The 25,521-nt window shown below is 63.9% G+C and carries 25 protein-coding genes; 9 read left to right on the plus strand and 16 right to left on the minus strand.

All coding sequences use genetic code 11. From position 1 onward, the window contains the following. Positions 1–11 precede the first annotated feature (11 nt). The 16 genes from EBB59_RS04130 to rpmH all read right to left on the minus strand — a co-directional run bounded on the left by EBB59_RS04130 (position 12) and on the right by rpmH (position 14,172). On the minus strand, positions 12–692 hold the full coding sequence (locus tag EBB59_RS04130) for a helix-turn-helix domain-containing protein (protein ID WP_158601707.1): 681 nt from the start codon (positions 690–692) through the stop codon (positions 12–14). A gap of 146 nt (positions 693–838) precedes the next feature. Then, positions 839–1,561: a sulfite exporter TauE/SafE family protein gene (locus EBB59_RS04135; RefSeq protein ID WP_122100880.1), complete on the minus strand. Its 723-nt coding sequence runs from the start codon at positions 1,559–1,561 to the stop codon at positions 839–841. Next, complete coding sequence (ccoS, locus tag EBB59_RS04140; protein WP_122100881.1) at positions 1,551–1,775, minus strand: cbb3-type cytochrome oxidase assembly protein CcoS; 225 nt, start codon at positions 1,773–1,775, stop codon at positions 1,551–1,553. Before ccoS ends, EBB59_RS04135 begins: the two co-directional genes overlap by 11 nt. Further along, a complete protein-coding gene (locus EBB59_RS04145) occupies positions 1,772–4,165 on the minus strand; it encodes a heavy metal translocating P-type ATPase (protein ID WP_122100882.1) in 2,394 nt (797 codons plus the stop codon). Before EBB59_RS04145 ends, ccoS begins: the two co-directional genes overlap by 4 nt. A gap of 45 nt (positions 4,166–4,210) precedes the next feature. Continuing rightward, positions 4,211–4,588: a hypothetical protein gene (locus EBB59_RS04150; RefSeq protein ID WP_122100883.1), complete on the minus strand. Its 378-nt coding sequence runs from the start codon at positions 4,586–4,588 to the stop codon at positions 4,211–4,213. Between the two features lie 51 nt (positions 4,589–4,639). Further along, positions 4,640–5,152, minus strand: a complete 513-nt coding sequence (locus tag EBB59_RS04155) for a FixH family protein (RefSeq protein ID WP_122100884.1) — start codon at positions 5,150–5,152, stop codon at positions 4,640–4,642. Beyond that, on the minus strand, positions 5,153–6,712 hold the full coding sequence (locus tag EBB59_RS04160; protein ID WP_122100885.1) for a 4Fe-4S dicluster domain-containing protein: 1,560 nt from the start codon (positions 6,710–6,712) through the stop codon (positions 5,153–5,155). A gap of 7 nt (positions 6,713–6,719) precedes the next feature. Next, positions 6,720–7,016 (minus strand): hypothetical protein, encoded by a 297-nt coding sequence (locus tag EBB59_RS04165; RefSeq protein WP_122100886.1) that lies wholly within the window; start codon positions 7,014–7,016, stop codon positions 6,720–6,722. Then, positions 7,016–7,987, minus strand: coding sequence for a cytochrome-c oxidase, cbb3-type subunit III (ccoP, locus tag EBB59_RS04170; RefSeq protein ID WP_122100887.1), 972 nt, complete (start codon positions 7,985–7,987; stop codon positions 7,016–7,018). Before ccoP ends, EBB59_RS04165 begins: the two co-directional genes overlap by 1 nt. After that, the gene (locus EBB59_RS04175; RefSeq protein ID WP_122100888.1) at positions 7,984–8,160 is read right to left on the minus strand and encodes a cbb3-type cytochrome oxidase subunit 3; all 177 of its coding nucleotides are present in this window, start codon (positions 8,158–8,160) and stop codon (positions 7,984–7,986) included. The genes ccoP and EBB59_RS04175 overlap by 4 nt, the downstream gene beginning before the upstream one ends. Before the next feature lies 1 nt (position 8,161). Further along, the gene (gene ccoO, locus EBB59_RS04180) at positions 8,162–8,794 is read right to left on the minus strand and encodes a cytochrome-c oxidase, cbb3-type subunit II (protein ID WP_122100889.1); all 633 of its coding nucleotides are present in this window, start codon (positions 8,792–8,794) and stop codon (positions 8,162–8,164) included. 10 nt (positions 8,795–8,804) lie between these two features. After that, a complete protein-coding gene (gene ccoN, locus EBB59_RS04185) occupies positions 8,805–10,247 on the minus strand; it encodes a cytochrome-c oxidase, cbb3-type subunit I (protein ID WP_122100890.1) in 1,443 nt (480 codons plus the stop codon). A 171-nt stretch (positions 10,248–10,418) separates the two neighbouring features. Beyond that, on the minus strand, positions 10,419–11,771 hold the full coding sequence (gene mnmE, locus EBB59_RS04190) for a tRNA uridine-5-carboxymethylaminomethyl(34) synthesis GTPase MnmE (RefSeq protein WP_122100935.1): 1,353 nt from the start codon (positions 11,769–11,771) through the stop codon (positions 10,419–10,421). A 51-nt stretch (positions 11,772–11,822) separates the two neighbouring features. Further along, a complete protein-coding gene (gene yidC / locus EBB59_RS04195; RefSeq protein WP_122100891.1) occupies positions 11,823–13,511 on the minus strand; it encodes a membrane protein insertase YidC in 1,689 nt (562 codons plus the stop codon). Further along, positions 13,508–13,972 (minus strand): ribonuclease P protein component, encoded by a 465-nt coding sequence (rnpA, locus tag EBB59_RS04200; protein WP_122100892.1) that lies wholly within the window; start codon positions 13,970–13,972, stop codon positions 13,508–13,510. The genes yidC and rnpA overlap by 4 nt, the downstream gene beginning before the upstream one ends. Positions 13,973–14,031: 59 nt before the next feature. Then, the gene (gene rpmH / locus EBB59_RS04205) at positions 14,032–14,172 is read right to left on the minus strand and encodes a 50S ribosomal protein L34 (protein WP_076585856.1); all 141 of its coding nucleotides are present in this window, start codon (positions 14,170–14,172) and stop codon (positions 14,032–14,034) included. A 197-nt stretch (positions 14,173–14,369) separates the two neighbouring features. On the opposite strand from rpmH, the gene dnaA reads away from it, so the two are divergent. The 9 genes from dnaA to EBB59_RS04250 all read left to right on the plus strand — a co-directional run bounded on the left by dnaA (position 14,370) and on the right by EBB59_RS04250 (position 25,471). Continuing rightward, positions 14,370–15,695 (plus strand): chromosomal replication initiator protein DnaA, encoded by a 1,326-nt coding sequence (dnaA, locus tag EBB59_RS04210; protein WP_122100936.1) that lies wholly within the window; start codon positions 14,370–14,372, stop codon positions 15,693–15,695. A 245-nt stretch (positions 15,696–15,940) separates the two neighbouring features. Next, positions 15,941–17,038, plus strand: coding sequence for a DNA polymerase III subunit beta (gene dnaN, locus EBB59_RS04215; protein WP_122100893.1), 1,098 nt, complete (start codon positions 15,941–15,943; stop codon positions 17,036–17,038). A gap of 83 nt (positions 17,039–17,121) precedes the next feature. Further along, positions 17,122–18,210, plus strand: a complete 1,089-nt coding sequence (recF, locus tag EBB59_RS04220; protein ID WP_122100894.1) for a DNA replication/repair protein RecF — start codon at positions 17,122–17,124, stop codon at positions 18,208–18,210. Between the two features lie 181 nt (positions 18,211–18,391). Continuing rightward, positions 18,392–20,842, plus strand: a complete 2,451-nt coding sequence (gene gyrB / locus EBB59_RS04225; RefSeq protein WP_122100895.1) for a DNA topoisomerase (ATP-hydrolyzing) subunit B — start codon at positions 18,392–18,394, stop codon at positions 20,840–20,842. Positions 20,843–20,876: 34 nt separating this feature from the next. Beyond that, entirely contained in the window at positions 20,877–21,695 is an 819-nt protein-coding gene (locus EBB59_RS04230) for a CPBP family intramembrane glutamic endopeptidase (protein WP_122100896.1), read from the plus strand. A 104-nt stretch (positions 21,696–21,799) separates the two neighbouring features. Next, positions 21,800–22,606 carry a M48 family metallopeptidase gene (locus EBB59_RS04235; RefSeq protein ID WP_425451794.1) on the plus strand — a complete coding sequence of 269 codons (807 nt, stop codon included), beginning with the start codon at positions 21,800–21,802 and terminating at the stop codon, positions 22,604–22,606. Between the two features lie 116 nt (positions 22,607–22,722). Then, positions 22,723–23,820: a tetratricopeptide repeat protein gene (locus EBB59_RS04240; protein ID WP_158601708.1), complete on the plus strand. Its 1,098-nt coding sequence runs from the start codon at positions 22,723–22,725 to the stop codon at positions 23,818–23,820. Between the two features lie 142 nt (positions 23,821–23,962). Further along, positions 23,963–24,661, plus strand: coding sequence for a TonB family protein (locus EBB59_RS14365; protein WP_122100899.1), 699 nt, complete (start codon positions 23,963–23,965; stop codon positions 24,659–24,661). A gap of 60 nt (positions 24,662–24,721) precedes the next feature. Next, positions 24,722–25,471 carry a MotA/TolQ/ExbB proton channel family protein gene (locus tag EBB59_RS04250; protein ID WP_122100900.1) on the plus strand — a complete coding sequence of 250 codons (750 nt, stop codon included), beginning with the start codon at positions 24,722–24,724 and terminating at the stop codon, positions 25,469–25,471. Positions 25,472–25,521 lie beyond the last annotated feature (50 nt).

Below are 25,521 nucleotides of genomic sequence, written 5' to 3' on the forward strand. Positions count from 1 at the left end.
CGCGCCGCCGCTCAGTTCGCGCGTTTACGCCGTGGCAATGGCGGCGCCTCGGCCACCCCGTGGGCCAGACGGGTCAACGCGCCGGTATCGAGGATTTCCACTTGACGGCCGTGCACACTGATGAAGCCGTCCTCCTCCAGCCTGCTGAAACCGCGGCTGACGGTTTCCAGTGCCAGGCCCAGATAGTTGGCGATATCGATCCGGCTCATCGGCAGGCGCAGGCGCAGCTCGTCGCGACCGATCGCCTTCAGCCGTTCCGACAGGCCGTGCAGGAACAGCGCGATGCGCTCGTTGGCCTGCCGCCGCACCAGGATTTCCTTATGGTCCTGGTCGCGGTCGAGGCTCATGCCGATCACCCGCATCAGTTGCTGCTGCAACCCGGGTATCTGCGCGGCAATGCCGCCAAGCTGATCGAACGGGATCTCGCACAGACTGGCGGCGGTAAGCGCGATGGCATCGCAACGATGCTGGCCGCTGGAGAGCGCATCCAGGCCGATCAATTCGCCGGGCAAGTGGAAACCGACCACCTGCTCGTCGCCGCTTTCGCTGTAAGTGACGGTCTTGACCGCGCCATCGCGGGTGATGAAGACCGAGCCCATCGTATCGCCCATACGGAACAGGTGAACGCCCGCCGCCAAGGGGCGGCGGCTGCGGATGATCTCATCGAGCCGCTCCATGTCGACGTGGCTCATCCCGCCACCTGCCAGACATAGCTGCTGTAGGGAACAGTTCGCGCAACTGCGTCGCAGCCCTGGAAGATCAACGGCGGTGGACGTATCCATAGGTGAACATTATGCCAGCCGTGCATAGCCGCATGGCGACACCGGGTTTCTACGCCTCAAGGCATGCTGCGGCAGCCCAGCGCCGAGAGCAAGCCATGCATCGCGGGCACTTGCATGAGCCACGGCGCGGCCAGGGTCAACAGACCGGCGAGCAGCACCAGCAGGCCGAGCGCGAGTCGCAGGCCATGCCGATTCATCCAGCCGGCCATGCGCGCGCCCGACCAGGTCAGCGGCACCATCAGCGGCAAGGTGCCCAGGCCGAAGGCCAGCATGGTCAAGCCGCCATGAAAAGCCGATGCCTGCAACCAGGCGGCGGCCAGCAAGGTGGTGCTGAGCCCGCATGGCAGCCAGCCCCACAGCATTCCCAACGCAAAGCGTTTGGGCGCGGAATCGGCCGGCAGCAGGGCGCGCTGCACGGGTTGCAGGCGTCGCCACATGCCTTGGCCGGGACGAGCCAGAAAACCCAGCGACCCCGCCGGCAGCAGCAATCGCAGCGCGGCGACGACCAGCACCAGGCCGACCAGCATGCGCGAGCCCGTGGCCAGCCAGTCGATCCTGGCCGCGGCGAGAATGCCACCGCCGATGCCGCCGGCGATCGCACCGGCCAGCACGTAGCCGGAAACCCGGCCGAGGTTCACCAGCGCGGCATCGAACCAACCCTTGCGCCGCGCGCTGGTCCCGAGCCCGGTGGCGATACCGCCGCACATCGCCACGCAATGCACGCCGCCAAGCAGCCCGGTCAGCCAGGCCGAACCGATCACCAGCCAGTCAATCGGCATGGGATTTCGGGTCGGCTTGGTGTCCGCCGCGCCCGGGGTCGGCGGCTTCGGCACGTTCACGGGCGATGCGCTCGTTCGGGTCCTCGCGCAGGATGTCCAGCGCCGGCGTATCCATGTCGTCGAACTGGCCGCGCTTGACCGCCCAAACGAAGGCGGCGACGGCGATGCCGAGCAGGATCAGACTGATCGGGATGAGCGCGAGCAGGATGTTCATGTCGATGGCGTTCTCGTCAGCCGCAGCGCATTGAGCGTCACCAACAACGACGAGGCGGCCATGCCCAACGCCGCCATCCACGGGGTGACGTGGCCGGTCGCCGCCAGCGGCAGCGCGACGACATTGTAGAACGTGGCCCAACCGAGGTTCTGCCGGATCACCGCGCGGCTGCGGCGCGCAATGGCGATGGCCTGCGGGACGCGGGCGAGGCTTTCGGCGGTGACGACGAAATCCGCCGCGCGCTGCGCCAGCGCCGCGCCTTCGCCCATCGCCAACGACACGTCGGCGCCGGCCAGCACCGGCGCATCGTTGATGCCATCGCCGACCATCGCCACGCGGTGGCCGCGCGATTGCAATTCGCGCACGCGTTCGAGCTTGCGTTCCGGCGTCTGCCGCGCGGCATGGCGTTCGATGCCCACCTCGCCCGCCAGCTTCGCCACCGCGGCCTGGCCATCGCCGCTCAATAGTTCCACCGCGATGCCCTCCTCGCCAAGCGCGCGCACCGCCGCGCGGGCATCGTGGCGCAGGGTTTCGGCCAGTTGGAAACGGGCATACGGCGTTTCGCCATTGCCGAGCCACAGCGCGGGATCGTCCTCGGCCACACGGCGCGCGGCGAACGCGGCCTGGCCGAGCTTCCACCGGCGTTCGTGAACCATGCCTTCGATCCCCCGCCCCGGCGCTTGCCGCACTTCATCGGCCTCGGGCGGGTCCTCGGGCGCGATCGCGGCGAACGCGCGCGCCAGCGGATGGCGGCTGTCGCGCTCCAGCGCGGCGGCGATCGCCAGCGCGTCGTCGCGGCCAAGGCCGTTCATGGTCTCGATGGCGGCAATCGCCGGCTGGCCGTCGGTGAGGGTGCCGGTCTTGTCGAAGACCAGCGCGTCGATCCCGGCCAGGCGGTCGAGCGCGTCGCCGCGTACGCCGAGCACGCCGATCTTCGACAACGCGCCGTGCGCGGCGGCCAGCGCGGATGGAATCGCCAGCGACAGCGCACAAGGACAGCTCACTACCAGCACCGCCAGCGTCACCTCGAAGGCGCGCGCCGGATCGTACCAACGCCAGAACAACCAGACGACGAGCGCCGATACCAGCAGCGTGGCGACGAAACGGTGGGCAATGCGGTCGGCGACCTGGGCCAGCCGCGGTCGCGCGGCCTGCGCTTCTTCGACCAGTCGCGCCAGCTCGGACAGACGGGTATCGGCACCGATCCGGCGCACCTCGACTCGCGCCGGCGCATCCACGCACAGGCTGCCGGCATAGACCGCGTCGCCCGGAGTCTTCTGCACCGGGGTCGATTCGCCGGACAACAGGGCTTCGTCGAAGGCGGCGGTTTCATCCAGCAACACGCCATCGGCCGGCGCCGGCTCGCCCGGCGCAATCCGCACGATGTCACCGGCCGTCACCTGCGCCACCGGCACCTGTTCGCGGCCGTTCTCGGCGGCCGCGTTCTCGCGCGTCGCCAGCACCGGCCGGGCGCGCGCGAGCGCGTCCACCTGCGCGCTGGCGGCCTTGCGCGCGCCCTGCTCGATCATCCGCGCCGCCAGCAGCAGAAACACGAACATCACCGCGGCGTCGTACCAGACGTGAACGCCGCGCACGAGCGTCTCGTACACGCTGGCGAACCAGGCCAGAAGGGTCGAGGTGGCGATCAGCGTATCCATGCCCAGGCGACGGTGGCGCAGTTCGCGCCACATGCCTTCGAGGAAGGGCCAGCCGGAATAGAACACCACCGGCGCCGAGACCAGCATGGTGATCCAGCGGAAGAAGTCGCGGGTGGCTGGCGGCATTTCGCCGGCGGTATCGAGGTAGAGCGCCTCGGCGAACATCATCGCCTGCATCGCGCCCAGCCCGGCGATGCCCATGCGCAGAATCCAGCGGTTGCGCTCGCGCCGGCGCGCCTCCTCGCGTTCGAGACCGGTGGCGAGATAGGGCCGGTAGCCAAGCGAGGCCATGCGCTCGAGCAGCCGCGAAAGCAAGGTGGAGCCGGGCCGCCAACGGATGCGCACGCGGCCGGTGACCGCATTGGCGATGATTTCCTCCACGCCATCCTCGCGCCGCAATGCTTTATCGATCAGCCAAGCGCAGGCGGCGCAGCGCATGCCATCGGTAAGCACGGTGATTTCGCGGGCACCGCCGGGCAGGCCGCGCACGTGGCCGGCGACGATATCCTCGCGGTCCCAGATCGCGTAATCGACGCGATCGGTGCCGACGCGATCGGCGGCCTCGCTGCGCAGCTTGTAGTAATCGTCGAGGTGCGCGTCGCGAATCCATTCGGCGGCGGCACGGCAACCATCGCAGCAGAACAGTTGCAGATCGCCCGCCATCTCGGCGCGGACCGCATCACGCGGCAAGGTTTCACCGCAATGGAAACAGCGCGTGGCCGGTTTAGACATCACGCATCGCCCGAGCCATGCCGCGAGGCGCGCGGCTGAACTTTCTCAGCCCGTCGCCGCGACATGGCGTCGCTCCGAAGTCGGGGGACCATGGCGATACCGGTTTTTCCAACCCATCGGCGAATCCCGCCAAGGTGCCGCCCGCCAGGTGGAACGGTTGCCGACCCGCTTCAATTGGCAGGCAGCCAGATATGTGCCCGCCGCGATGCGGCCATGTTCGGCACAGTCACCACGAAGCGCCGAGGCGTGGCGCCGCTCAAGTGCATCCAACAATGCGCAGACACGGGCGTATCTGTTGCCGGACACGCCGACCTCGCAAGCATCGCCATCCGTCATCCGGCCGGGATTTTCGCGCGATGCTCCGAACTCCGCCCGGTGGAAGATCGCCGCGCGCGCGGTCAACCGCCGCGCCACGGACGCCATCGGCTCGCATTCGGGATCAGCGGGTTTCATGCAGACCGTCCGCCGCCGTCCTCATTCGCCAAGGGCGGGCGTCAGCACCGCCGACATCTGGTCCCTCGGCATCCGCGCGCGCAGGCGCCAGCTATCGCCACGGTCGCTCAGCACGAACTTCCAATCGTGGCTGCGTTCGTCCTCGAACGGCACGCTCGACAGCCAGTTGCCGCCGGGTTGCGGAGTCAATTCCAACATGCGGTCGCGGGCGCTGTCGGTCGGGTGTTCGGCCAGCAGCTTGAGCGGGTCCTGGCGTTGCCACTGCCCGGCCATCGGCACGACCTCCACCCGGCCATCGCGTTCGCGCAGCAGCGCGGTCAGCCCCAGCTTTCGCGCCTGTTCGTCGGGGCCAAGGTCGGTTTCCTGAAGCACCCGGCCCATGCGCGAAACCTCGTCGCGCACCTCGCCGCCATCCCGATGCTTGATCGATATTCCCAGCGTGACCAGGCCCGCCACCACCACCGCCGCCGGCAAGGCCACGACCAACCACACCATCGGCTCGCGATGGGCTTTTTTCTGCTGTTGTTCGGTCATCTACATCGGCCCGAAGAAATTGCTGTCCACCGTCTTGCTCACCGAGCCGTCATCGGCCTTGACCTCGAAGGTTACCGGTTTTTGTCCGCGCACTTCGGCCGGTGCGCGCAAATTGACCGGCAGAGTCAGCACTTCCTCGCCATCGGCCTTCACCTTCAGCGGGCCGCCAACCAGCGCGATGCCGTCGCTGGCCTTGATGTCGATGGTATAGCTGCGTTCACGGCTGTCCTTGTTGACCACGCGCAGCGTGTAGCCGTTTTCGGTCTGGCCATCCTCGACCACGCGGTAAAGCGCGTTGCGGTCGCGGATCGCCTCGACGATCAACGGCGTGCGGTGGGTCACGCCCCACAGCCAGGCGGCGAAGATGCCGCCAAGCAGCAGACCATACAGGATCACCCGCGGGCGCAGCACATGCGTCATCTTGCTGTCGATCGCGTTCTGGGTGGAATAACGGATCAAGCCATGCGGGTAGCCCATCTTGTCCATCACATCGTCGCAGGCATCGATGCACGCGCCACAGGCGATGCACTCGTATTGCAGGCCATTGCGGATATCGATGCCGGTCGGGCAGACCTGCACGCAGATGGTGCAGTCGATGCAGTCGCCCAGTTCGTCCGGTGGGAATTTCGGCAGCGGCTCGCGCTCGGGATGGAACGCGGCCATGCCTTCATGGCCCCGCGCCTGGGCGGCGGCATCGGCGGCCACCGCATGGCCGGAGGCGCGGAAGACGAAATCGTAGGCCGCCACTTTGTCGATCAGACCGCGGCCGCGTTCCAGCACGCTGCCCAGGCCGCGCTTACGCGGGCCGCGTGGCTCGCCGCGCATCGGGTCGTAGGCGATGATCAGCGTATTGCGGTCGAACATCGCGCTCTGGAAGCGCGCGTAAGGGCACATGTATTTGCAGACCTGCTCGCGCATGAAGCCGGCAAAGCCCCAGGTCGCCAACGCATAGAAGAACACCCAGAAACTTTCCCAGCCACCCCACTGCCAGCCGCTGGCGACAAACGGCGCGCGCGCGGCCAGGTCGCGGATCGGGGTGAAGAAGCCGACGAAAGTGAAGCCCGTCCACAGCGCGAATACCAGCCAGACAAAATGCTTGCCGCCCTTTTTGAGGATCTTCTCGCGATTCCACGGCATCCTATCGAGCTTCATGCGCTTGCCGCGATCGCCTTCGATGACGTTCTCGATCCACATGAAAATCTCGGTCCACACCGTCTGCGGACAGGCGTAACCGCACCAGAGCCGACCGGCCAGCGCGGTGAAGAAGAACAGCGCCAAGCCCGCCATCACCAGCAGCAAGGCCAGGAAGATGAAGTCCTGCGGCCAGAAGGTCAGGCCAAGCACGTAGAACTTGCGTGCGGGCAGATCGAACAGCACCGACTGGCGCGCATCCCAGTTGATCCACGGGAATACGTAGAACATGCCCAGCAACACCCAGACCGCGACTTTGCGCAGGCGATCGAAGCGGCCACTCACTTCACGAGCGTAGATCTTGCGCTCGCTGACGTAATAAGAGTTGCCGGCGTCGTCGACGACGTCCAACGGAATCTTCTTGCTCATCGCGATCTCACTCCGGCGGGAGCGCTCGGTTGAAGCGGCTGGCCGGTCTCAGCAGTATCCAGGTGAACAGACTGGAAGACGCGGTCGCCAGCCAGAACATGAAAAAGCCGATGCTGTAGCCGGTCACTCGGCTCATCGGCAGATCGGGAAAGGTCATGTCGCGCAAGGCGATTGGATCGACGAATGCGAAGAACACCATCGTCGCCACGCAGGCCGCGAAGAAACTCGGCCAGAGAATCGCCCCGACCCGCTGCGAGAGCGGGCGGGGAGGATGATCAAACTGCGGATCGGCGGAATCGGTCATTACCGGGCGCTGGCATTGGCTGGCTTGGCCGCCATGTTGCCACCACCGTGTGAAAGCGACCAAACATAAGCACCAACCAGACGAGTCCGGGTGTCGCCCAGCAGTTCCAGGTGCGCCGGCATCACGCCGTGGCGACCATTGCTAATGGTCTCGCGCAGGGACTCGGTGCTGCTGCCATACAGCCAGTAGTTATCGGTCAGGTCAGGCGCGCCCAGCATGGCATTGCCCTTGCCGTCGGGGCCATGACAAGCCACGCAGACGCCGTCGTACAGTTTCTTGCCCTGGCTGGCCAGAAAGTCGTTCTGCAAGCTGGCGTTCGGCTGCGACAGCGTGCGCACGTAGGCAATCACCTGCTCCACGGCCTGTTCGCCGCCGGTGCCTTTCAATACGTCGCCCCACGGGGCCATCACGCCCTGGCGGCCCTGCTGGATCGAAGTCAGCACGTCCTGCGGCGTACCACCCCAGTGCCAGATGCTGTCGGTCAGGTTGGGATAGCCGACCGCGCCCTGGGCCGTGGAGCCGTGACAGACCGCGCAGGTGTTGTTGAAGATGCCGCGCCCGATCTTGACCGCGGCCGGATCGCTGGCCAGCACGTCGACCGGCTTACCGGCAAATGGGGCGAAAGCGGCCTCGAGCTTCTTGTTCTCGACCACCTGTTCCTTCTTCATTTCGTCGGCCGAGGTCCACTTCGAGGTACCGGCGAAGGCGCCGAAGCCCGGGTAGTACACCAGATAGCCGGCCGCGAAGACGATGGTGATCCAAAACAGGTTGATCCACCATTTCGGCATCGGCTTGTTGTATTCGGTCAGGTCGCCATCCCACACGTGGCTGGTTTCATCCGGCGCAGGATCGCCCGGACGCCGTTTGGAATTGCTCACCAGCAGCCAGATGCAGCCAAAGACGTTGATGATGACCAGCGCGATGATCCACAACGACCAGCCGCTGGTAAGGGAAGAGGTCCAGTCGCTCACGGCGATTGCTCCTTGTTGCGGTTGCCGGCGGCTTCGCCGGCAACGGGTTCTTGGTCATCCAGCGGAAGGCGGGCGGCGGCATCGAAGGCTTGCTTGCGCTTCGGGTTCCAGGCCCATATCCAGCCGCCCACGAACAACACCAGCAAAATGGCGGTGACGATCCCGGAAAGCATGTCAGCCCCCCTTCGGCGCGGCCTTGCCGAGGCCCTGTAGATAGGCGACGACCGCGTCCATCTCGGTCTTGCCGTCCACCGCGGCGCCGGCGCCATCGATATCGGCCTGGGTATAAGGCACGCCGATCTTCCGCAGGCCGCGCATGTTGGCCTGCAACTGTCCGGCATCGATGGTGCCCTTGTTGAGCCACGGGAAGGCCGGCATGTTCGATTCCGGCACCACGTCGCGCGGGTTGTTCAGGTGGACCCGGTGCCAATCATCCGAGTAGCGGCCGCCGACGCGCGCCAGATCGGGCCCAGTGCGCTTGGAACCCCACTGGAACGGATGGTCGTAGACCGATTCGCCGGCCAACGAATAGTGGCCGTAGCGCTCAGTCTCGAAGCGCAGCGTGCGTACCATCTGCGAGTGGCAGTTGTAGCAGCCTTCGCGGATGTAGACGTCACGGCCGGCCAGTTCCAGTGCCGGGTAGGGCTTGACGCCCGGCAGCGGCTTGACCGCTTCGGCCTGGAACATCAGCGGCACGATCTGCGCCAAGCCGCCGAACGACACCGCGATGGTCACTAGAATCGCCATCAGCGCGACGTTCTTCTCGATCTTCTCGTGGGTGAAACCCGTGTTGTTGTCGTTGCTCATGTCGGGGTCCTCAGGCGCGGGCTTCGGAAACGTCCGGCGGCAGCACCGGATTGGGGGCCACGTTCTTGGCGGCCTGCATCGTCTTCACCACGTTCCAAGCCATCACGAACATGCCGGAGAGCACCAGCACGCCGCCAAGCAGACGCACCAGGAAGTACGGGTAGGTAGCGTTCAGCGATTCGACGAAGCTGTAGGTCAGCGTGCCGTCGGCGTTGGTGGCGCGCCACATCAAGCCCTGCATCACCCCGGCGATCCACATCGAGGCGATGTAGAACACCACGCCGATGGTGTGCATCCAGAAGTGCAGATCGACCGCCTTCACCGAGTACATCGACTTCTGCCCGGTCAGCCAGGGGATCAGCGCGTAGGTCGCGCCCAGCGAGATCATCGCCACCCAGCCCAGCGCGCCGGCATGGACGTGGCCGACGGTCCAGTCGGTGTAGTGCGAGAGGGAGTTGACCGTCTTGATCGACATCATCGGGCCCTCGAAGGTCGACATCATGTAGAAGCTGATGGAGACGATGAGGAACTTCAGGATCGGGTCGGTGCGCAGCTTGTGCCAGGCGCCCGACAGCGTCATCACGCCGTTGATCGCGCCGCCCCAGCTCGGGGCCAGGAGGATGAGCGAGAACACCATGCCGAGCGACTGCGCCCAGTCCGGCAGCGCGGTGTATTGCAGGTGGTGCGGACCGGCCCACATGTAGATGGAGATCAGCGCCCAGAAGTGCACGATCGACAGGCGGTAGGAATAGACCGGCCGGCCGGCGACCTTGGGCACGAAGTAGTACATCATGCCGAGGAAGCCCGCGGTCAGGAAGAAGCCCACCGCGTTGTGGCCGTACCACCACTGCACCATGGCGTCGACCGCGCCGGAGTACAGCGAATAGGAGTGGATCGGGCTGGTCGGAATGGCCAGGCTGTTGACGATGTGCAGCAGCGCCACCGCGAGGATGAAGCCGCCGTAGAACCAGTTGGCCACGTAGATGTGCTTGACCTTGCGGATGGCGATGGTGCCGAAGAACAGCACCGCGTAGGCCACCCAGACCACGGCGATGGCGATGTCGATCGGCCAGATCAGCTCGGCGTATTCCTTACCCTGGGTCAGCCCCAGCGGCAAGGTGACGGCGGCGGCCACGATGATCAATTGCCAGCCCCAGAACACGAAGGCCGCGAGCTTGTCCGAGATCAGTCGCACATGGCTGGTGCGCTGGACGCACCACAGGCTGGTGGCGAAGAGTGCCGAGCCGCCGAAGGCGAAGATCACCGCGTTGGTGTGCAATGGGCGCAACCGGCCGTATTGCAGGAACGGAATGCCGTCGGTCAGTTGGGGCCAGTAGAGCTGCGCGGCGATGATCACGCCGACCAGCATGCCCACGATGCCCCAGAGCACTGTCGCCAGCGCGAATTGGAGCACCACCTTGTCGTTGTAGTAGCCCTTGGTTTCGGTAGTCATTGCAGAGTCCTCGATGACGCCACGCATTGTTAGATAGGCGTTAAGACACGCACTTGATTGAAGTCAAGAAAGCGTGACGCACATGAACGGTGTGCGCATAGTTTACGCACCCGTTTCCACTTGTCCGCGATTCATTCTCATTTGGGCGAATTTTCACCGGACGCGGCGAAATCACTTGCCGATGCAGAACGTGCCGAAGATCTCCCCGAGCAGATCGTCGGGCAAGCACCTGCCAGTGATTTCGCCCAACGCGTCCCGCGCCAGCCGAAGCGATTCGGCGGCCAATTCAGGCCGGCCAGCCAGCCACTCGCCACCGACGCCGGCCAGCCAACCGGCGCAGTTGGCCAGAGCGCGGACATGCCGCGCGCGCGCGCTGAATGCGCCCTCGCCCGCCTCCAACCCGGCGTTTGCGATGGCGGCGATCGCCGCTTCCAGACGTTCGAGGCCCGCGCCGGTGGTCGCGGAAATCCACAGGGCTTCGCCTTCGTTCGCCCGCGCGTCGGGCGTTTCGTCGAGTAGATCGGCCTTGTTGTGCAGGACGATGCGATGCGGTAGGCCGGCCCATTCGGATTCGAGCATCACCGCGGCTGCCGGGTCGCGGGCATCGACCACGATCAGAGCGAGATCGGCCTGTGCCAATTCGGCGCGCGCACGGCGGATACCCTCGCGCTCAATGGCGTCATCGCTCTCGCGCAGGCCGGCGGTATCGACCAGCAATAGTTCCACGCCACCGATGTTGACCGCTTCGCGCAACACGTCACGGGTAGTGCCAGCGACATCGGTGACGATCGCGCGATCGCTGCGCGCCAGGGCGTTCAACAGCGAGCTTTTACCCGCATTCGGCGGCCCGACGATCACCGCGTGCAGGCCGTCGCGCAGACGTTGGCCGGCCTCGGCGCGGCCAAGCAGCACGGCAAGATCGACGCGGATGCCCTCAAGCGTGGCGGACAGGCGCGTGTCCGATAGCGTTTCCAGTGGCTCGTCGGCGAAATCGATCGCCGCTTCAGCCTGCACTCTCAACGCCATGAGGCGGGCGGACAGCGCCTCGACTTCATGGGAAAAGGCGCCATCGAGCGAACGGCGCGCGGCGCGCGCGGCCTGCTCGCTGCCAGCGCCGATCAGATCGGCGATGGCTTCGGCCTGGGTGAGATCGAGCTTGCCTTCGAGGAAGGCGCGTTCGCTGAATTCACCGGCGCGGGCTTGTCGCGCGCCAGCGGCGATCGCGGCATCGGTCAACTGGCGCAGCAACACCGGACTGCCGTGCGCTTGCAGCTCGGCGACGTCCTCGCCGGTGAAACTGCCCGGCGCGGGGAAAGCAATGGCGATGCCGTCATCGATCAATTCGCCGCCGCCATCGTGAAAACGCGAATAACGGGCGCGGCGCGGCGACAGTGGCCCGCCGCAAATCGTTTCCGCGATGGCGATCGCCCGCGGCCCGGACAGCCGGACGATTCCGACGCCGGCCGCGCCATGGGCGGTGGCGAGCGCGACGATGGTGTCACGCGGGGCTGGGGCTTCGGTCATCGTCATCGGCACGGACGAGCCGGCCCGCATCGAGCGGGCCGGTCGGGTAGCTTATTTGGCCTTGGCCGGGGCATCGCCGTATTTCTTCAGCATGTACCACTGCTGGATCAGCCCCAGGCCGCCGTTCGCCACCTGGTAAAGCACCAGACCCGCGGGCAGGAAAGCCAGCAGCACGCCGAAGATCACCGGCATCAACTTCATCATCTTCTGCTGCATCGGGTCCATGCCCGGTGCCATCGGCGTCAGATGCTGGGTGGCGATCATGATGGCGGCGTTGAGCACCGGCAGGATGAAATAAGGATCGCGCGCGGTGAGGTCCTGAATCCAGCCGATCCACGGCGCATGGCGCAGTTCGACCGCTTCGGACAGCACCCAGTAAAGCGTCATGAAGATCAGGATCTGCGGGATGATCGGCAGACAGCCGCCCATCGGGTTGATCTTCTCGGTCTTGTAGAGTTCCATCATCGCCTGCTGGAACTTCTGCTTGTCGTCCCCGTAACGCTCCTTGAGCTGCTGCAAGCGCGGTTGGAACTTGCGCATCTTCGCCGCCGACTTGTACTGCGCGTTCGACAACGGGAACAAGGCGATCTTCAAAAGCACCACCAGGCCGATGATCGCCCAACCCCAGTTGCCGATCAGCTCATGCAGCTTGGACAGCACCCAGAACAGGCCCTGGCCGAGCACGGCGAAGATCGAGAAACGGCTGTAATCGACCGCGCGGTCGAGGCCCGGCACATGCGCGGCGTTGATCCGGTCCACCAGCTTGGGGCCGACCCACAGCCGCGCCCGGGTTTCCGCCTTCTGTCCCGGCGCTAGGTTGAACTGCGGGCCGGTCGCGGCGATCGAAGCCAGCGGACCACGCTGGTCGAGCGCGTACAAGGCCGGTTGATCGGCCTGGGGAATCCAGGCGGTGAAGAAATGATGCTGCAACATCGCCAGCCAACCGCCGCCGATGGTCTGGTTGAGCTGACCGTCGTCGAGGTAATCCTTGAACGCGCGGCGCTGGTAGCCACCGGCCTTGCTCCACCACGTCGCGCCATTGAAGCTGTAGGACTCGGGGTGGAACATGCTCGCTTCGATGGTCGGCGGCACCCGTACCAGTTGGCGGTAGACGTAACCGTTCCACGGCTTGCCGCCGACATTGACGACCTCGTCGCGCACCTCGACCGCGTAATCGCCCCGTTTCAATGCGTAAGTGCGCTGGATGGTCACGCCATCGGCGCCGCGCCAGATGAAAGGCACCTCGATACTCGCCTGGCCATCACTCAACGCATAGGTCTTTTCAGGCGCCACTGGCACGAAGCCGGACTGATGGCTCGGTGCCGGGCTACCGTTCTGGCCGACCCAGCCACTTTGAGCGGCATAGAAACGCGCCGCCTCCGCATCGAACAGCCTCACCGGCGCGCTACCGGATGCGCGGCTTTGCGGATACTTCAGCAATTCCGCTTGGCGCACGCCGCCGCCATCCAGAGTCAATCGCAGCACATCGGTGCTCACCACCACCGGGGCACGGGCACTCCCCGGCGTGGCGCCCGTGGCCGCGCTCGCGGCGGGCGTCGCCACCGGCGCCACGCCGGGGATGGCCGGCGCCTGCCCCGGCACCATGTCGGGCACCGTCATTTGGGCGGGTACCGGCTTGGCCGGCTCGCGTGCCGCCTGCTGCTCTTTGCCCCACTCCATCCACAAAAGCATGGCCACCATCAACCAGGCGATAAGCAGGAAAATACGGGACTGGTTCATTCGGGCGTGCTCATATCAGGCCGACCGCTCGGGGCGGCCTCGGAATTCGGGGGAGAAGGAAGAAAAGCGGCATGCATTGTGCAGGTCGCATCCGATGCCGGCAACGCACCGGCCCGGCGCAGGGTTTCGATCAATGCGGCGGCAAGCGCGGCATTGTCCATCGTCGCGGCCACCGGCTTCACCACGATTACCCAATCGAACGCCGGCATTCGCGCATGAAGGCGGCGAAATGTCTCGCGCAATACACGCTTGATGCGATTGCGCCCCACCGCGCGCGGATCGACCTTACGCGAGACGGCAAGCCCGAGCCGAGAAACTCCGATACCCGCTTCGACCGGGGCGCGATGCAGGGTAAAGGCGGAATGGTGGAAGCGCCTGGCCGACTCGAAGACGCGCGCATACTGCGTACGTGAACGCACCCGCGCCGTTTTGCAGAAACGGGCGGGTGCGGGCTCGTTCATCGCGACAGACAGCACGCGAGTGGGCTGTCCATGAACCGCCGGCCAGCCGGCGGCGGCGCTCAGGCCGAGAGGACCTTACGGCCCTTGGCGCGACGACGCGCCAGAATCTTGCGGCCGTCGGCGGTCTTCATGCGGGCACGAAAGCCGTGATCGCGCTTGCGCTTGAGGTTGCTGGGCTGGTAGGTACGCTTGGTGGCCATGGCAATGCCGTCATAAGTAAAAAACTGAACCCGAAATCCTAACCCGGAAAGCCTATGACGTCAAGCGGTAATCCCGCTCAAACCCCGCTTGGTCACGGGTGGGAATGGTAATCTGGCAAGTTCGCGCGATCCTGCCACCCGCACTTCTGGAAGCTTTTTCGATGAACCAGCCCTTGCACCCCGCCCCTTCCTCCACCATGGACGTCTGGGGATTGTGCATGGAGCGGCTATCGGCCGAACTGCCACAGGAAGAAGTCCATACCTGGCTGAAGCCGCTGCATGCGCGCATGCACGAGGACAACCTGCGCCTGTACGCGCCCAACGCCTTCGTGCTGGAGGAAGTGCGCGATCACCACCTGCCGCGCATCCGGGAACTGGCCCGCCATTTCGGCGGCATCTCCGGGGTCGATCTCGCGATTGGCGCGGGGCCGGTCGCACCGCGCCCGGATGCAATCGCCAAGCCTGCCACGACCACGCCCTCAGGCGTGGCCGCGGAACCGTTCCAGAGCAACCTCGACCCCTATTACCACTTCGAGAACTTCGTCGAGGGCCGCAGCAATCAACTGGCCCGCGCCGCCGCGTTGATGTCCGCCCGGGCGCCCGGCGCGCGCGAGCACAACCCGCTGCTGCTCTACGGCGGCACGGGCCTTGGCAAGACCCATCTGATGCTGGCCGCCGGCAACGAGATTCACCGCGTGAACCCGGCCGCGCGGGTGCTCTACATGCGCTCCAACGAGTTCTACAGCGAATTCGTCGCGGCGCTCAAGGAAAGCCGCGTGGATCGGTTCAAACGTCGCTTCCAGCAAGTCGATACCTTGCTGATCGACGATATCCAGTTCTTTGCCGGCAAGGACCGCACCCAGGAGGAGTTCTTCCACACCTTCAACATGCTGCTGGCCGGCAAGCAACAACTCATCCTGACCAGCGACCGCTACCCCAAGGAGGTCGAAGGTCTGGAACCCAGACTGAAATCGCGACTCAACTCCGGCCTGTCGGTGGCGATCGACCCGCCGGATTTCGAGACCCGCGCGCTGATCGTCCTAGCCAAGGCCCGCGAACGCGGCGCGGAAGTGCCAGAAGAAGTGGCGATGCTGATCGCCAAGCGGATGCACTCCAACGTCCGCGAACTGGAAGGCGCGCTCAATTCCCTGGTGGCGCGCGCCAACCTGCTGGCGCAACCGATCACCACCGAGTTCGCTTTCGACACCCTGCGCGACCTGTTCCGCTCACAGCAGGCGGTCATCAGCATCCCGAACATCCAGAAAGTAGTGACCGACTACTACGATCTGCCGCTGCGGATGATGCTTTCCGACACCAAGAAACGCACCATCACCCGTGCCCGGCAGATGGCGATGGCGATGGCGCGCGAGTTGACCGACCGCAGCCTGCCCGAAATCGGCGAAGCCTTCGGCCGCGACCACACCACGGTGATCAATGCCTGCAAGGTGATTCGCAAGCTGGTGGAGAGCGACGCCAAGATCCACGAGGACTGGGAGAAGCTGATGCGCAAGCTCACCGAATGATTCTGCGCACAACCCGTCTGGCAAGCTGTGGAAAAAGTGTCGATTAAATTTTCACCCAAAATCATCCACAACCTGTACCCAACCAGAGCCTCCGGCTGTACACCCATTTGAAACCCGAAAATTCTTTTTTGAAATCAATTAGATAAGGCGTTTTCCAGCGAAATCGCCGCTACCACCGCCACCTCGTTTATAGTTTATACACCTTAGAAAAGCCGTCTCAGGCAACTGTCAAGGAACTACCGACCATGCGTTTCTCCCTGCAACGCGAGGCATTACTGAAGCCCCTCGCCCAAGTCGTCAACGTGGTCGAACGCCGGCAAACTTTGCCGGTACTCGCCAACCTCCTGGTCCAGGTGGAAGACGGTCGTCTATCCATGACCGGCACCGATCTAGAAGTGGAAATGATCGCGCGTAGCGAAGCCCAGGACACCGAACCCGGAGAAGTCACGATCCCGGCGCGCAAGTTCTTCGATATCGTTCGTGCCCTGCCCGACGGTAGCAAGATCACCGTCAGCCAGGCCGGTGACAAGATCAGCGTGCAAGCGGGGAGAAGCCGCTTCAGCCTGGCCAGCTTGCCGGTGACTGATTTCCCCTCGATCGACGAAGTCGACGCCACGGAACACGTGCAAGTGCCGGAATCGGCGTTGAAGGAATTGATCGACCGCACCGCTTTCGCCATGGCTCAGCAGGACGTGCGTTACTACCTCAATGGCCTGTTGTTCGACTTGCGTGATCAGACCTTACGCTGCGTGGCGACGGATGGTCATCGTCTCGCACTTTGCGAAGCGGCATTGGAACAGGACGGCCAGAAACGTCAGATCATCGTTCCACGCAAGGGCGTGCAAGAGCTACAAAGGCTTTTGGAAGGCGGTGATCGCGTGCTGGACCTGGAGCTGGGACGCAGTCATATCCGCGTCAAGCGTGATGATGTGACATTCACTTCGAAATTGATCGATGGTCGCTTCCCGGATTACGAAGCGGTCATTCCGATTGGCGCAGACAAACAGGTTACGGTCGATCGTGAGGCGCTACGGGCGGCTTTGCAGCGTGCGGCGATCCTGTCGAACGAGAAATATCGCGGCGTTCGCGTGGAAGTTTCGCCCAACCAATTACGCATCCAGACCAACAATCCCGAACAGGAAGAGGCTCAAGAAGACGTCGAAGCCGATACGCGCGTGGATGGATTGGCGATCGGCTTCAACGTGACTTATTTGCTGGAAGCGCTCAGTGCCTTGCGCGACGAGCATGTGGTGATTTCCATGCGCGATGCCAATTCTTCCGCGTTGGTGCAAGAAGCGGGTAACGAACGTAGCCGCCACGTCGTGATGCCTTTGAGGCTTTGACGTGTCGGAACTTCTGTTCCACGTGAAACATCACCGCCCGGCCAAGCCGGGCGGTTCTGTATCCGCGCACCCAAAAAACTGAAATGCGCATCACCCGTTTAGATCTGCAAGACATCCGTTCGATTACCGAAGCTCGGTTGGAACCAGGCCCCGGTTTGAATTTGTTGTTTGGCGAAAACGGTGCCGGAAAGACCAGCGTGCTTGAGGCATTGCATTTGCTGGGATACGGGCGAAGTTTTCGAGGACGAGTGCGCGATGGGCTGATCCGTACTGGTGCGGAAGCTTTGCAAATCTATGCCGAATGGCAAGACACGGGCGCCTCCAAACATCGCGCGGGATTACGACATGAAGGAGCCAACTGGAGCGCACGCCGGGATGGGACTGACGTTGCCCAATTGGGTGATCTGTGCGCCACTTTTGCTGTTTCCACCTTCGAGCCGGGTAGTTATGGCTTGGTTGCGGGTGGCGGGGAGCCGAGAAGACGTTTTCTCGATTGGGGCTTGTTCCACGTGGAACAAGACTATCTTCATGCGTGGCGGCGCTATGTCAGGGCCCTCAAGCAGCGAAATGCCTTGCTAAAAGTGCGGCGTACCGGTACTCAGCTGGACGCCTGGGATCATGAATTGGTGGAAGCCGCATTGCCGCTGCAACGACAACGCGAAGCTTATGTCGCCGCGTTGTTGCCGCATTTGCAGGCGGTGGCTGAGCAATTGTTGCCGGCGTTTGGCATCGTCGCATTGAACCTTCAGGCGGGCTGGAAAAAAGAATCGATGTCGCTGGCCGATGCTTTGCTGCTTGGCCGTGATCGTGATCTGGCATTGGGCCATACGGGCGTTGGGCCGCATCGGGCCGATTGGCGGGTAGATTTCGTGGCCCGGCCGGAAAGAGAACCTTATTCGAGAGGCCAGGCGAAATTGGTGGCATTGGCCTGCCTGTTGGCCCAGGCTCGGCACCTGAACCAAGTGCGCGGCGCTTGGCCGTTGATGTTGTTGGACGATTTCGCTTCTGAACTCGATGCCAAGCATCGTCGCCGCGTGCTCGACGAACTTTTGGCGGGGGGAGCGCAGGTATTCATGACCGGAGTCGAATCACCGCCTGAGCTGATGGATGCTCCTGTTGCCTTGTTCCACGTGGAACAAGGTGTCGTGCGCCGACAGTTATCGGCGAGCTGAGCTTCTCGTTCGCGCTCAAGGATTCGTTTCTGGGCTTGAATGAAGTCCAATCGGATATCCGCCCTGGCAGTGAATACAGGCCGGAACGGCTGTCCCGTGTACGAAAGTGCTACAATTTCACGCTAATTTTCCGCCTTCAGACGCCTATTTTCGGGCCGTCTCACTGGGAGTTCCCATCCGTATGACGGAAGCGACAGACGCCCTACGCGGGCAGCCGAACAGTAATTACGATTCCAGCAAGATCACCGTCCTTCGCGGCCTGGAGGCCGTGCGCAAGCGTCCGGGCATGTACATCGGTGACGTGCACGATGGCACTGGCTTGCACCACATGGTGTTCGAGGTGGTGGATAACGCGGTGGACGAGGCGCTGGCCGGCCACGCCGACGACATCATCGTCACCATCCATGCGGACGGTTCGGTTTCGGTAAGCGACAACGGCCGCGGCATTCCTGTCGATATCCACAAGGAAGAGGGGGTCTCGGCGGCCGAGGTCATCATGACCGTGTTGCACGCCGGCGGTAAATTCGATGACAACAGCTACAAGGTTTCCGGTGGCCTGCATGGCGTCGGCGTCAGCGTGGTCAATGCGCTGTCCGACAAGCTGACACTGGACATCTGGCGCGATGGCGGCCATCACCAGCAGGAATTTCACCTCGGTGAGCCCGTTCACCCGCTACGGCGGGCCGGCGAGCAGGGAGAGAAGCGTGGCACGACCCTGCGTTTCTGGCCGTCGGCCGATATCTTTACCGATGTCGAGTTCCACTTCGACATCCTGGCCCGCCGTCTGCGTGAGCTTTCCTTCCTCAATTCCGGTGTCAGGATCACTCTGACGGACGAACGTGGCGAAGGTGAAAGCATTACATTCGAGTACGAAGGCGGTATCCGCAGTTTTGTCGAGCACCTGGCACAGCTTAAAAATCCGCTGCACCCCAACGTGATATCGGTGGCGGGCGAAGCCAATGGCATCACCGTGGACGTGGCCCTGCAATGGACCGACGCCTACCAGGAAACCATGTTCTGCTTCACCAATAACATTCCGCAGAAGGACGGCGGTACCCATTTGCAGGGCTTTCGTGCCGCCTTGACCCGGACGCTTACCCATTACATCGAGCACAGTGGCATTGCCAAACAGGCTAAAGTCTCGCTCTCCGGCGACGACATGCGCGAGGGTTTGATCGCGGTGCTTTCGGTCAAGGTGCCCGACCCGAGCTTCTCCAGCCAGACCAAGGAAAAGCTGGTGTCGTCCGAAGTGCGGCCGGTGGTGGAGTCCACTTTCGGCCAACGTTTGGAAGAGTTCCTGCAAGAGCATCCGAACGAAGCCCGAGCCATCGCCGGCAAGATCGTCGATGCTGCGCGTGCTCGTGAAGCCGCGCGCAAGGCGCGGGACCTGACCCGCCGCAAGGGCGCGCTGGATATCGCCGGTTTACCGGGCAAGTTGGCCGATTGCCAGGAAAAGGACCCGGCGCTCAGCGAACTGTTCATCGTCGAGGGCGATTCCGCTGGTGGCAGCGCCAAACAAGGCCGCAACCGCAGGACCCAGGCCATCCTGCCGCTGAAGGGCAAGATACTCAACGTGGAACGCGCCCGTTTCGACCGCATGCTGGCTTCGGCCGAGGTGGGCACGCTGATCACCGCCCTCGGTACCGGTATCGGGAAGGATGAATATAATCCGGATAAATTGCGCTACCACCGCATCATTCTGATGACCGATGCCGATGTCGATGGCTCGCACATCCGTACCCTGCTGCTTACTTTCTTTTACCGGCAGATGCCGGAGTTGATCGAGCGTGGTCACGTCTACATCGGCCTGCCGCCACTTTACAAGATCAAGCAGGGCAAGAACGAGCTGTACCTGAAAGACGATGCCGCGCTGGACGCGTATTTGGCGGGCAACGCGGTGGAAGGCGCCGCGCTGATCCCGGCCGAAGGCGAGCCGCCGATCGAAGGCGCCGCGCTGGAAAAACTGCTGCTGGGCTATGCCGAAGCACGTGCCGCGATCACCCGCAACGCGCATCGGTACGATCCAATCGTATTGGAATCGTTGATCGATTTCAGCCCACTCGATAGCCAGTCATTGGTTCAGAACACGGACGAAGCGCAGGAATTGGACGCCTTGGCCGCGCGTCTCAACCGTACCGGGCTGGGCAAGCCGCGCTACACGCTGGCACTGAAGCCGGCCACCGAGGGCCATCCCCCGGCGCTGACGATCACCCGTGCCCACATGGGCGAGGAACTGACCCAGATCCTGCCGCTGTCGGTATTCGAACATGGTGAATTGAAGCCATTGGGCGAGGCCGCCGCCGCCTTGCATGGTTTGATCCGGGAGGGCGCGCGGATCGTCCGCGGCAACCGTGGACAGGCGGTTGCCAGCTTCGCCGAAGCCCAGGCCTGGTTGCTGGAGGAAGCCAAGCGCGGCCGCCAGATCCAGCGCTTCAAGGGCCTTGGCGAAATGAACCCGGATCAGCTCTGGGATACCACCGTGAACCCCGAAACCCGGCGCTTGTTGCAGGTAAGGATCGAGGATGCGGTGGCCGCGGACCAGATATTCACCTGCCTGATGGGCGATGTGGTGGAGCCACGCCGCGAATTCATCGAAGACAATGCGCTGAAGGTGGCCAATCTCGACGTGTGATGCCGGTGGCGACGGAGATGGGCACAATGCGGTGATGAATCCCGTGCCGTCCGCCGTTGTTCCACCGGCCTCCCCGCCGCCAGCCCGCTGGTCGGAACGTCATCCTTTGATGGCGATGCTGCTGGATTTCGCCCTTGCCGCGCTGATCCTGTTCGCGGTGGTGTTCCTGGCCTCGTTTGGCTGGGGACTCTGGCAAACGGTTCAGGCCATGAGACATTCCGGCGGCATGGCCGCCGGGATTGCCCAACCCGGGCTGGCCTTCCTGCTGCTGGCCAGTAGCTTGGCGACGCTGATGGCGGCATTGGCGCTGTATTTCCTGCGCCGTCGCGCCAGCGTGGCCGAGAGAATCCACTCGCGGGCGGCGATTCGCCAGCCACGCACCTGGCTCGAAGCCATCGCCTTCGGCGTTGTCCTGTTCATCGCCGGCAGTGTTCTGATGTACGGGCTGGAAGTCACCAACCAGGCACCTGAACCGAGCAATTTGCCGATGGTCCAGGCGTTGTTCGCCTACGACCCCGTTCTGCTTTGGCTGCTGGTGGTGGTGGTCGCGCCTTTCGCCGAGGAACTCTTGTTTCGCCGTGTGTTGTTCGGCCGGCTGTGGGCGGCCGGCAAACCTGGGGTGGGTATGGTGGCGAGCGGCCTGTTGTTCGCACTGATGCACGAATTACCCGGGTTCAGCGCCGCGCCATGGCCAGGCGTGCTCTGGCTGCTGTCGTTCTATACCGCGATGGGTATGGCTTTCGCGGCGATTTACCGCCGAACCGGCACGCTGTGGGCCGCGGTGATCGCGCATGCGGTCAACAATGCCCTGGGATGCGCGATGCTGATGATGGACGGCTTTAACGCCGGATGAAGCGGTACCCTCGCGTCGTCACGGCATGCAACTGTGTTGACGTGGCTTTCAGGCAAGCCGGATTACAACAAGCCCCCCTGGTTTTACGGATAACCCTCATGCGCATCCATCGCCCCGTGCTGCTCGCCGCCATCGTCATTGGCATGGCGGCCTGCGCCACCACCACCTCACCCACCGGACGTACGCAGCGGGTCGGCGCGCAATCGCAACAAGAACTCGACCGAATGGGCGAGGAAGCGTTCGCCAAGGTGAAAGCCCAGAAGCCGCTGTCCCCGGATGCCCGTCAGCGCGCCTACGTCAACTGCGTGGTGAACGCCGTGGTGCGCCAGCTACCGACCGATTGGCAGCAATACCGCTGGGAAAATGCCCTGTTCAAAGACGATTCGCCCAATGCCTTTGCCCTGCCCGGCGGCAAGGTCGGCCTGTATACCGGCATCTTCAAGGTCGCCCGCAACCAGGATCAACTCGCGGCGGTGGTGGCGCACGAGATCGGACACGTAGTGTCCAAGCATCATGATGAACGCATCACCCGGCAGACGGGCACACAGGTTGGGCTCGGCATTCTTGGCGCGCTGGTCGGTTCGGCCTACGGCCAGGGCATGGGCGAACTGGTCGCTCAGGGCGGTGGTTTGGCCGCTCAAAGCCTGATTCTGTTGCCCAACAACCGCACTCAGGAAAGCGAGGCCGATGTGGTCGGCCAGCAACTCATGGCGCGTGCCGGCTTTGACCCCCGCCAGGCCGAGGATCTCTGGCGGAATATGATTTCTGCCGGCGGTAACAGCGGCCCGCGATGGCTCTCCACGCACCCCGACCCGGAATCCCGCCTACGCGAGATGAGCCAGCGCGCGGCTGGCCTGATGCCGGAATACGAACGGGCTCGCAACGCCGGCCGTCGCCCGAACTGCGGTTGACCTCGGTACCTGAACGCCTGGAGAAATGGCATGGGCTGACGCGCGCCGGCTTCATCTGCTAGTTTTATCCGCCTGCCACGCCCCCAGTGGCCGCCCATTCATCAGGAGCCATGCTCATGTCCAGCCTCCGTCGCGCACTCACCGTTTCCGTCGCGCTTGCGCTTTCCACGGCCATCGCCGCGCCCGCCGCCGCCCAACTGGCCGGTAAGCGTCACGAGCGGCGCGGCCAGCAACAGCAGCAGCAGCAGAAGGCGCCTGCCGCCACCTATCCCAACGCGACGCGCCAGGACCCCAAAGAGCGTGCGTCGCAGAAAGGCGTGAAGGAACTGCAAACCCTGAGCAAGCTCAACGAGGAAGGGAAGAACGCCGAACTCCTCGCCCGGGCGGTGCCGTTCGCCGAATCGACGAGCAATGCCTACGAAAAATCGTTCTCCTGGCTGCTGTCAGGCTCGGCCGCGATCGAAAGCGATGACCTGGCCAAGGCCGCGCAGTACTTCAAGGCCGCGATCGATGCCAACGGCCTGGACAACAACAACCACTACAACGCGATGTACAACCTGGCCGTGGTGTATTCGCAACTGGAGCAGAACGAGGCGGCATTGGCCATGCTGGAGCGGTTCTTGAGCGAAACCCGGACCGACGACCCGAAGTACCTGAATACCAAGGCGCAGCTCCTTGCCGCTGCCGGGCGTCATGAGGAAGCCGCGAAGCTCTTCCTCGACTCTTACGGCAAAGACCCGAGCGACAAACGGCTCCTGATGAATGCGGTGGCTTCGTTGCAACAGGCCGAAAAATTCGCCGAGGCCGGCAAGCTGATGCAGGAGGCCCGGTCCAAGGGGCTGTTGACCGAAGCGCGCGAATACCGGGCGCTGTATTCCGGTTTGCTCAACGAAGAAAAATGGCGCGAGGCCGCGACCGTGATCGAGGAGGGTGTGGCCAAGGGCATCCTCGCGCAGGACGCCGATCTGGGCAAAGCCTGGGGTTACGTGGCGCAAGGCGCGTATTTCAGCGAGCCGCAGGATCTCGATGCCGCCGCCAAGTACTACACCCTTGCGGCGCCCTTGTCGGCCAATGGAGAGGCTTGGTTGAATCTGGCCAAGATCTACCAGCAGCAAGGCAAGTCCGCGCAGATGCGCGAGGCCGCCAAGCAGGCCCAGGCCAAAGGTGGCCTGAAAAATCCCGGCGAAGCCTCGCGTTTGGCGAACCAGAAATAGTTTTTCAGGGATAAAAGTTGCTCCAGCAAGCGCATGGTGCGCTGTCAGGAGATTGGTATAAGCTAGGGGGTTCCTGCCGACGAAAGGTGGGAACTCCTTCCATCCCGGCGCCAAGCGCCGAGCCACAATGACGAGTCAGCGCATGACGGAAAGCACCGCCCGCTACGTGTACATCCCGGTAAACGATGAAGAGCAGGGGCTCAGCTGGGCCCGTATCGCCGGAATCTCGGTGGCTATCGCCGTCCACGTCGGCGCGTTGTTGTTGATGCTGGCCCCGGTGTCGCCACCGGCCAAGGCGGTAGCCGAGAAAGATCGCGTGGTCGTGAACTTCATCGAACCGCCGCCGCCCCCACCGCCGCCGCCGCCGCCGCCGAAGGAGCCGCCCAAGGAAATCAAGCTGACGCCGCAACCGCAGCCCCCGCAGCCGCGTCCGCAGCCCCTTCCTCCCCCGCCGGAACAGCCGCCGATCATCGCCGACACCCCGCGCGCGGTCGATACTCCGGCGCCACCGCCCACGCCGCCCGCGCCACCCGTGCATGTGCCGCCCGCGGCGCCGGCCCGCAACAACGAGGATCTGCGTCAAGGCGCTTGCTTCGTGCCGCCGGTGGGGCCGCTCAACACGGCATTGAGCCGGGCGTTGTCCAGAGGCGCTTCGGTATCGGCGTCGATGAGCCTCACCCTGCGTTACGAGACCAGCGGCGAAGTGAGCAGCGTCTCGGTGCGCCAGAGCAGCCGCGACCGTGATCTCGATCGTGCCGCCATGCAGTGGGCGCGGCGCATCAAGCTCTGTCCAGGCAGCGCGGGCGAAGGCATCCTGCCGCTCGATCTGCGTCAAGAATAAGTTCCGGTTTTACCCGCTTCTCCCCAGCGGCTTTTCATCCACTCAACAAAGGTAAGCGTCATGCTGCAGATACTCTCCGCGCCGGCCGCCGGCGGCAACAATGCCAATGCCGAGGCATTCAAGTCCATGGGTTTCCAGGATCTGATCCAGCAGTTCGACATCCTGCTCTGGGTCGTGTTCCTGTCCCTGGTCCTGTTCTCGGTACTCTCCATCTACTATCTCGTTGTCAAGTCGGTGAAGTACGCGCAACTGCGCGGCAGCGCCGATCGCGTGGTCGGCACCTTCTGGCAGACCCCGAACGCGCAGGATGCCATCCGCTACATGGAAGAGCAGCCGGCGGGCGAGCCCTTCTCCAAGATCGCGCTGGACGCCGCCAAGGCCGCCGCGCACCACCAGCGTCAGGATGGTTCGCGCCTGACCGAGAGCATGACCCGCTCCGAGCTGGTGGATCGCGCGCTGCGCCAGGCCGTGGTGCGTGAAAGCTCCAAACTGGAAAACGGCATGACCCTGCTGGCCACCGTTGGCGCGACCGCGCCGTTCATCGGCCTGCTGGGCACCGTGTGGGGTATCTATCACGCCCTGATCGCGATGGGCGCTTCGGGCGACGCTTCCATCTCGGCCGTGGCCGGTCCGGTGGGCGAGGCGCTCATCATGACCGCGATCGGTCTGTTCGTGGCCATCCCGGCGGTGATCATCTTCAACTTCTTCAACCGCCAGAACCGCGACATCGTGGCGAGGTTCGATGCCTTCGCGCACGACCTGCACGATTTCTTTGCTACTGGTTCGCGCATGGGCGAGGTGGGTCGCTGATCGCGACCCCTCCCCGGCAACGTTGAAGTTCGATCCCGAGGATTTAGACA

Source organism: Solilutibacter pythonis (assembly GCF_003697345.1).
Taxonomy (GTDB): Bacteria; Pseudomonadota; Gammaproteobacteria; order Xanthomonadales; family Xanthomonadaceae; genus Solilutibacter; species Solilutibacter pythonis.